Annotated in this window: 5 protein-coding genes and 6 tRNA genes; 1 reads left to right on the top strand and 10 read right to left on the bottom strand. The window is 40.6% G+C overall.

Annotated elements, in window-relative coordinates:
- Nucleotides 1-143: 143 nt before the first annotated feature.
- The 10 genes from ACGTNI_RS17510 to ACGTNI_RS17555 form a co-directional block, all read right to left on the bottom strand.
- Entirely contained in the window at nt 144-2,288 is a 2,145-nt protein-coding gene (locus ACGTNI_RS17510) for a peptidoglycan D,D-transpeptidase FtsI family protein (protein ID WP_394463934.1), read from the bottom strand.
- Between the two features lie 81 nt (nt 2,289-2,369).
- On the bottom strand, nt 2,370-3,647 hold the full coding sequence (locus ACGTNI_RS17515; protein ID WP_085508883.1) for an MFS transporter: 1,278 nt from the start codon (nt 3,645-3,647) through the stop codon (nt 2,370-2,372).
- Between the two features lie 100 nt (nt 3,648-3,747).
- Nucleotides 3,748-4,359, bottom strand: a complete 612-nt coding sequence (locus ACGTNI_RS17520) for a superoxide dismutase (protein WP_085508884.1) — start codon at nt 4,357-4,359, stop codon at nt 3,748-3,750.
- Nucleotides 4,360-4,607: 248 nt separating this feature from the next.
- Nucleotides 4,608-4,680 (bottom strand) — tRNA-Phe (locus ACGTNI_RS17525).
- A gap of 69 nt (nt 4,681-4,749) precedes the next feature.
- Nucleotides 4,750-4,842 (bottom strand) — tRNA-Ser (locus ACGTNI_RS17530).
- An 8-nt stretch (nt 4,843-4,850) separates the two neighbouring features.
- Nucleotides 4,851-4,927, bottom strand: a tRNA-Ile gene (locus ACGTNI_RS17535).
- Between the two features lie 3 nt (nt 4,928-4,930).
- A tRNA-His gene (locus ACGTNI_RS17540) sits at nt 4,931-5,006 on the bottom strand.
- 29 nt (nt 5,007-5,035) lie between these two features.
- Nucleotides 5,036-5,112: transfer RNA gene (locus ACGTNI_RS17545), tRNA-Met, on the bottom strand.
- 8 nt (nt 5,113-5,120) lie between these two features.
- A tRNA-Asn gene (locus tag ACGTNI_RS17550) sits at nt 5,121-5,192 on the bottom strand.
- Nucleotides 5,193-5,431: 239 nt separating this feature from the next.
- Nucleotides 5,432-7,066: a Na/Pi cotransporter family protein gene (locus ACGTNI_RS17555; protein WP_394463935.1), complete on the bottom strand. Its 1,635-nt coding sequence runs from the start codon at nt 7,064-7,066 to the stop codon at nt 5,432-5,434.
- A gap of 195 nt (nt 7,067-7,261) precedes the next feature.
- Between ACGTNI_RS17555 and ACGTNI_RS17560 the strand changes: the two genes are divergently transcribed.
- Nucleotides 7,262-7,753, top strand: a complete 492-nt coding sequence (locus tag ACGTNI_RS17560; protein ID WP_085508886.1) for a DUF1189 family protein — start codon at nt 7,262-7,264, stop codon at nt 7,751-7,753.
- The last annotated feature ends 125 nt before the right edge of the window (nt 7,754-7,878 follow it).

The following is a 7,878-nucleotide window of genomic DNA, read 5'->3' on the forward strand; positions in this document are numbered from 1 at the left end:
ACACTCCATTATTTTGTCGGTTGGCTTGGCCAACTACATGTACAATAATAAAGCGAGACTTTTAAACTGGAATGAAGCTATTGTAAAGATTGTGTAAACCATAAGATTTTGACGTATAAAAAAAGAGCAATACCATTTAGGTATTACTCTTCGTTATTGTCGGACGCCTCATTTTCTTCTTCGTTGAGGTTCTCTTCCACATCTTCTATGCCTTTCTCGCTGCGTTCCTTTTTCAGTTCGAAATAAGCATCGAGGATGTCCTTGGATATATCTTTGTTGATGGAAGAGCCAATCTGTTTTCCAACATGAGGAACAACTACAGAGAAGGCTACTTCCGGTTTATCATGTGGGGCATAGCCAACCATCGTTAAATTTTCGGTTTCAATTTTAGTGGTATTTCCATTGCTGTCTTTTGGAAACATAAAATTTTGTGCTGTTCCTGTCTTCCCTGCCGGCCTGTAATCTACATCCTTGAATGTGCTATATGCGGTTCCACCCTGTCTTTGAAAGGCGTATTGAAAACCTAACTTCACTCGATCAATGTATTTTTCTTCCATGTCAATGCGGTTTAATACATCTGTATTGACGTTTTCTTTGACGGAACCTAATTGCTCCATCTCATTGGATGGCTCCCTAATTTCCTTTACCAAATGAGGGCGTATCCGATAGCCATCATTCGCTATTGTAGAAACATACTGTGCAAGTTGCATTGTTGTATAAGAATTATACTGACCTATCAAAAAGTCTAATTGGGTACCAGGAATAGGCTTTTCACCAATCACCCCAGTGGCCTCAGAAGGCATATCAATACCAGTTGGAACGCCTAACCCAAATTGATTAAAGTTATATAAGAATTTATTATAGGTGCCAGATTTGAAATCTATGGGCTTACGTGGCACATATGTTTCACCGCCAATTCGATATCCCGCTAAAAACATATATACGTTGGAAGATTTCTGAAGTGCTGTTATGTCATTTACAGGTCCTAAGTTCCTGTAAGAACCTTTTACTGTGTCTGAGACATACAACTTTCTATCATAAATGGATTCACCAGGTTGCATGACACCTTCCTGTAACGCCATTAAAACGGTGGCACCTTTCACAGTTGACCCTGGTAAATGCTGTGCCTGGATAGCTTTATAGGAGTGATCGACCACTTCAGGCTCTCCAGATTCCCTGTCCCGGTTATAGTACATACCAGATACCGCCAAAACTTCACCGGTATTAGGGTCCATCATAACAACCATGGCATCTTCGAGGAACCGATTTTTATAAGGCTGGCGGGCAATCTCTTCTTTCAATCGCTTTTTAACAATCTCATCCACCTGCTGCTGGAGTTCTATATCAATCGATAGAACAAGATCATCACCACGTGACCCTTCTCTGACCACCTCGGTATTTACGATATTGTTCTTCTTATCCGTTTCATAGCGGATTTTTTCTTTTGATCCTCTTAGTATACTTTCATATTTTTCTTCCAGGCCACTTTTACCGACTCGGTCATTACGACTATAATCAAGGGATAAATAATAATCCTGGTTCGCTCTTGGAATCCCCTGTTCAGCAGTAGTTATGGTGCCAATATAATTACGGAACGTGCCTTCATACGGGTATTTCCTGTTCCAGTCTGATGTTACGTTTATTCCAGGAAGCTGATTCAGGTGCTCCGCCACTGATGCATATTCTTCGATGGTTATCTCATCATTTTTAATGATATGAGGGGCCAGAGCAGAAGCCTGATCGAGCTCTTTCTTTATTGCAATCACCTGGTATTTTTCAAATGGAATCGATTCGACTTCCTCTTCTGTAATCCGGTCCAGCAAAAGCTGGTATTCTTCTCCTCCGGATAAGTCTTCTGATTCTTCTTGTGAGACCCGTTCTCTGACTTCTTCTTCATTCAGCAGGTAAAAATACTCTTTCAAGTCACGTTCACGGACAATTTTTTTCAATTCTTCCTCTTCGCCCATACTGATAAACTCGGCTAAATCTTCTGCAAGCTTGAGACGGTCCATTGGCTGTACCCCTTTAGGAGGGGTATAAGTAATCGAATAGAGTGGTTCATTATCAACAATCACACGTCCAAACCGGTCAAACATTTTCCCTCTCGGCACCGGTGTATGAATCGTTGTATTTTCTGTTCGGTTGATTTCTTCCTGGGCATCTTCTCCATATAAAATTTGAACCACGCCCAACTGAAGTATCAACGAAGCGAATAGTAAAAAAATCACAAAGAATAAAATATTCATTCTTAAAGGAAGATGCGATTTTTTCTTTTTGCTTTTCCCCATCGTCCTCCCCCTTACCTATCAAAATTCACCCAACTATTATAACATTTTCCAACATATTAAAATAGTTGCCAATAGGGATATTTAAGGGTTTTTACTGGTTGTCATAGTTGTATCCGTAACATATGCACTTTCTGATTCTTCTTCTTTTCTAAGATCAATCCCTTTTACAAAAAAGTAAATCCAGAAATGTCCAGATCCTACCAGAAGCAAGATGAAAGGTATCGCTCGTTCCGGAGAAAACAAAGTAATACCCAGCAGGAATATAAGAATCGAAGCTACTCTTCCGGCATTCAAGAACAATTCTCGCACCACAATATATTCAATCCGCATTTCCGCCGCTTTCCAAGATTTTCCGATTACATCGTAAGTCAGTGAAATGTAAGGCACATATAGAATTGGGTAAGAAATTCCAATCACAGCTGCATAAATCAACAATGTAGTGAAATTTACATTAATCAATAAAATGGAGAGCGCAAGGTATAAAGAAACCCCTCCTGCGAATATTGCCCATTTCCTCATTCGAGGTTTTATCCACTTGGTTGCCAGAAAATAAAGGACAAATGCACTTCCGGAATATACAAGATTAAACATACCTAAAGAAAGCTCACTTTGGGTAGCTATATAAACCCAAATGGAAATAACAAATAAAAAAGTCCCTTCCCTCAGCCCTTGGAATACATGGGCGTGTAATATCTTCCCCCAATTCTTATTGCTTTTTCGCTCCTGGAAAATTCGTTGAAAAGAAAAGTTACCTTTAGCTTTTCTGCGTTGCAGAAAGAAACTGGTAACAACCGCACAAATAAAGAGAACAAATGAAATGGTGAAGATCACCGTATATCCTGTAAATGCAGCCATATTGGCAATAATCAGCCCAGCTAATATGGGACCAACCATACCGCCAAAAGACTGAAGCAAACCAAGAAAACCATTAAAGAAATCTCGGGTATCCGGTTCCGTGATTTCGAAGGTAAGTACATTAAACGCAAGCCAGTAAAACCCATAACCAATGCCTAATAAACCGCCAAGCAATATATTAAAGCTGGCAGCTTTTTCGCCTACGATCAAGACCGTCAAAAAGAACAAGGACAAAAAAATAACCCCTGCACGTAAGACAACTACACGGTCCACCTTTTTCGCAAATTTTCCGGCAATGATGAAAGTCACCGGCTGGAGTATATAGATGCTTAAGTTATACAATGCGATAGCAGTATATTCACTGGATTGTTTCCAAAGATAAACGTTTACAAAAGTATTCGACAAAAATATTCCTAACGAGTAAAGTCCACCTATCAACAGCAATAGCAGTAAGTCTTTATTCACTTCCGTCGGCCCTAAGAGGGAATGTAATAATTTTTTCATATCTCCAATCTCCTTTACTGTCATTCCTTAGTCTCTGCAAACAGAGTGGAGATATGCACATGAAAAAAGCGCGGACCCTTGGTCCGCGCTTAGTTTATCATTATTTTGCTTCTTGGTAGCGTTTAGAAACTTCTTCCCAATTCACTACGTTCCAGAATGCTTTTGCATAATCCGGACGCTTGTTTTGATACTTAAGATAATACGCATGCTCCCATACGTCCAATCCTAATACAGGAGTTTTACCTTCCATAATCGGAGAGTCCTGGTTCAACGTATCAGTGAGTTCAAGGTTGCCGTTATTAACGACTAACCATGCCCAACCAGAACCAAAACGACCAGTTGCTGTTTTTTCGAATTCTTCTTTAAAGGATTCGAAGCTGCCAAACTTTTCGTTAATAGCATTAGCTAGATCTCCTGATGGCTCTCCTCCACCGTTTGGAGACATGATCTGCCAGAATAGAGTGTGGTTTGCATGTCCACCGCCATTGTTACGGACAGCATTACGAATGTCTTCAGGTACAGCATCCAGGTTGCCAATGAGATCTTCCAAGGATTTGCTTTCTAAATCCTGATGACCTTCCAATGCATTGTTCAATTTCGTAACATAGGTGTTATGGTGCTTCGTGTGGTGGATGTTCATTGTTTCCTTGTCGATGTGTGGTTCTAGTGCGTCATAAGCGTAAGGTAGTTCAGGTAGTTCAAATTTAGCCATAAAGAAATTCCTCCTTTTTAGAATATGTACATAAGTGCTTGGAAGCAGTATTACTACTTTTAAGCCTCTAATGCAAATGTAACAAAGCCTTTGAAGTGTTGCAAATATTATGCATATTCTTATTTATCTTTTTTAAACACGCTGCATATATAATGTTACCTAATCGAAGTCTATTCAAACATTTACCCTTTGAAAAGTATAAAAAAAATGCTGCGTTTACAGCAGCATTTGTAGTCAATTCCAGAAAGTGGCTTGGGACGGAATCGAACCGCCGACACACGGATTTTCAGTCCGTTGCTCTACCGACTGAGCTACCAAGCCATTATGGGTATTATTCAGTTAACTGATAATTAGTGTACTGACTTTTGTTTTTTTTCACTTATGAAAAAATGGCGGAGGAGGAGGGATTCGAACCCCCGCGGGCCGTGAAGCCCCTGGCGGTTTTCAAGACCGCTCCCTTCAGCCAGACTTGGGTACTCCTCCGCAAAAAATGGTGGACCCTGCAGGATTCGAACCTGCGACCGATCGGTTATGAGCCGATAGCTCTAACCAGCTGAGCTAAGGGTCCACATGGGGCGACCGGTGGGGATCGAACCCACGTATGCCGGAACCACAATCCGGTGCGTTAACCACTTCGCCACGACCGCCATGTGAATGTATATAGTTTTAATATGTATGGTGTCGGCGGAGGGGATCGAACCCCCGACCTTACGGGTATGAACCGTACGCTCTCGCCAGCTGAGCTACGCCGACATGTAAGGCTCCACCGGTAGGATTCGAACCTACGACCAATCGGTTAACAGCCGATTGCTCTACCACTGAGCTACGGTGGAATAATATCAATATATTTTGGGTGATAACTAAGCTTTTATGCAGTATGTATTGCTTCCAATAGGATTATGAAAGTGGGTTACTTTGTGGAAGCGACGAAATATAATATATCATGTATTCTCATGGGTGTCAACCAAGAAAAAATGTTGGATTTAAAAGCAACAGAAATAATATAGCACGTTCCTCACATGCTTTCAAGGACTTTTTTAAAAGATAAAGCGCGCCCGCAGGCGCGCTTGTCTTATTGGTCCTCTTCACCTAAAACTTCCTCGGCGATATTTACTGCGTGATCTCCAATACGCTCCAGGTTACTGATAATATCTACAAACACAATACCTGCTTGTCCGGTACATAAACCTTCATTCAAACGCAGGATGTGCTTCTTACGGTAGTTTCTTTCCATCTGGTCAATTTGATCCTCTTTTTGAACTACTGCCAAAGCTTCTTCACGATCCATGGTTTCTAAAGCTTTGGTTGCCTGTTTAACAGTTATAGCCGTCAAGTTGAACATTTCATTTAGATCTTCTTGGGCCTGACCTGTCAAATCAACCTTATTCGAAATTTTATAATCAATTAATTCAACAATATTTTCAAAATGGTCTCCGATACGTTCATAATCTCTTACTGAATCAAGAAGGGCGGAGTGCTTCCGGCTATCTTCATCAGTCAATGGAGCCACAGATAATTGCACAAGATAATCTGTTATTTTTCTATCCAGATTATTCAGTGCATCTTCAAGCTGAAGTGCTACCTCTGCATGTTTTGGCTTTTGATTATTCAAGTAATTGCTTGTTTCTTCCAGCCCTTTATATGATAATTCACCCATTTTCAGGACCTCTTCTTTTGCCTGATCAAGTGCCAGGGCAGGTGACTGATCAATAAAGATCGGGTCAAGATGCTGAGGTTTGAATTCCATAACAGAATCATCGCCTGGAACCAGTTTGATGACAATCCATGCGAGTACAGCAATCAATGGGAACTGAATAATTGTATTGGTTACGTTGAAACTTCCGTGAGCGAACGCAATTGTCATTTCAGGGTTAAGGGAAAGAGTATCCCTTAAATACCTTACGAATAATTCAAATAGCGGTAAAATGATCAGGAAAATGGTTGTACCGACAATATTGAAGATAACGTGAACCATAGCCGCACGCTTGGCTGCAATGCTGGCACCAATGGAAGCTAGTACAGCGGTGATTGTGGTACCGATGTTATCACCGAATAATACCGGCAATGCTGCATTTAAGTCCATCGCTCCTTGCGCGAACAAACCTTGCAGAACTCCGATGGTTGCACTGGAACTCTGGACTATAACGGTAAACACAGTACCAATGACAACCCCAAGAATAGCATTTTCACTCATGCTTAATGTAAGTTCCTGGAATACCTCCATGGAACGAAGTGGTTTCATTCCACCTTCCATGATGTCAAGGCCTAAGAATAGCGCACCAAAACCGAACACGATTTGTCCAATGTAAGAAATACGTTTATTTTTAAAGAAGAATAATAATATTGCACCTACTGCGATGATCGGCAATGCATAGGCTTTGATTTCAAGGCCGATAATGAATGCCGTTACGGTTGTCCCAATATTCGCACCCATGATGACACCAATCGCCTGCCTGAATGTCATGAAACCAGCATTAACCAGTCCTATAGTAAGTACAGTTGTACCTGTACTTGTCTGGATAAGAATGGTTACTACAATACCTGCAAGAACCCCCATAAATGGATTGGAGGTAAAGCGATCAAGTAAATCCCTCAATCGGTCACCTGCGGATTTTTGCAGACCGTCTCCCATGTATTTCAGACCAAACAAGAATATACCCAGACCGCCGATAAATTCAAATATCATTTGTTGAACATCGATTTCCAACGGTTGTCCACCCCTTCTTTTCATCCAAAGTTTTGTTTCTCTTTAAAACACCTCTACCATTATTAATGACCTGCGAAACATTTGTAAAGGGAATACGCGAAATTTAACATTAAATTTACAAACAGGAACTTATATTTTTCTTGTCCTCATTGAATAGCTGATTTACTATTAGAAGGGTATAAAGGAGAATGAGTCATGAGCAAAACCCAACTACTTATAAAAAGCTGTTATCAATTTAAACTAATCAGTGCTTTTCGATTCCAACCAATAGGAAAGGCAATCGGCTATTTGTTTTTTCTCAGTTTAATCGTACTTCTTCCAGTACTCATCAGTATGTTATTGACAACACTCTTTGGCGACGAATCAGGAAGTCTCATGAAAGGAATCTCCGGCGGGGTTTTTACTATCATCTTCCTGCCTTTTATCTATTTACTGATATCTTTCTTATTATTCTGCACTGCAAGCATATTGGCAGGCATCGGGCTGCTCTATAAAACAGTTGTAAAAAAACGGACAGATTTCAAGCAGCTTTGGAATATGAGCACCCTTGCAATTACATCGCCGACTCTTCTATTAGTCGTAATCGAATCTTTTCTATGGTCCACCTCCCATATCGTGTGGTTATATTTTCTTGCCAGCATCGTCCTTCTTTTAGTAAGTATGCGTTATCTACCGAACATGAAATGAGTCTGGGACATAACTAGCCGAAAATAGTAAAAAAAGGGTTCCGATTATCGAATTTTGATGACCGGAACCTTTTTTACTGAGTCAATCTCATAATTGGTTAGACGGTTTCCGTTTCAGGCCGTGTA

The organism is Thalassobacillus sp. B23F22_16 (assembly GCF_043496955.1).
Classification (GTDB): domain Bacteria; phylum Bacillota; class Bacilli; order Bacillales; family Halobacillaceae; genus Thalassobacillus; species Thalassobacillus devorans_A.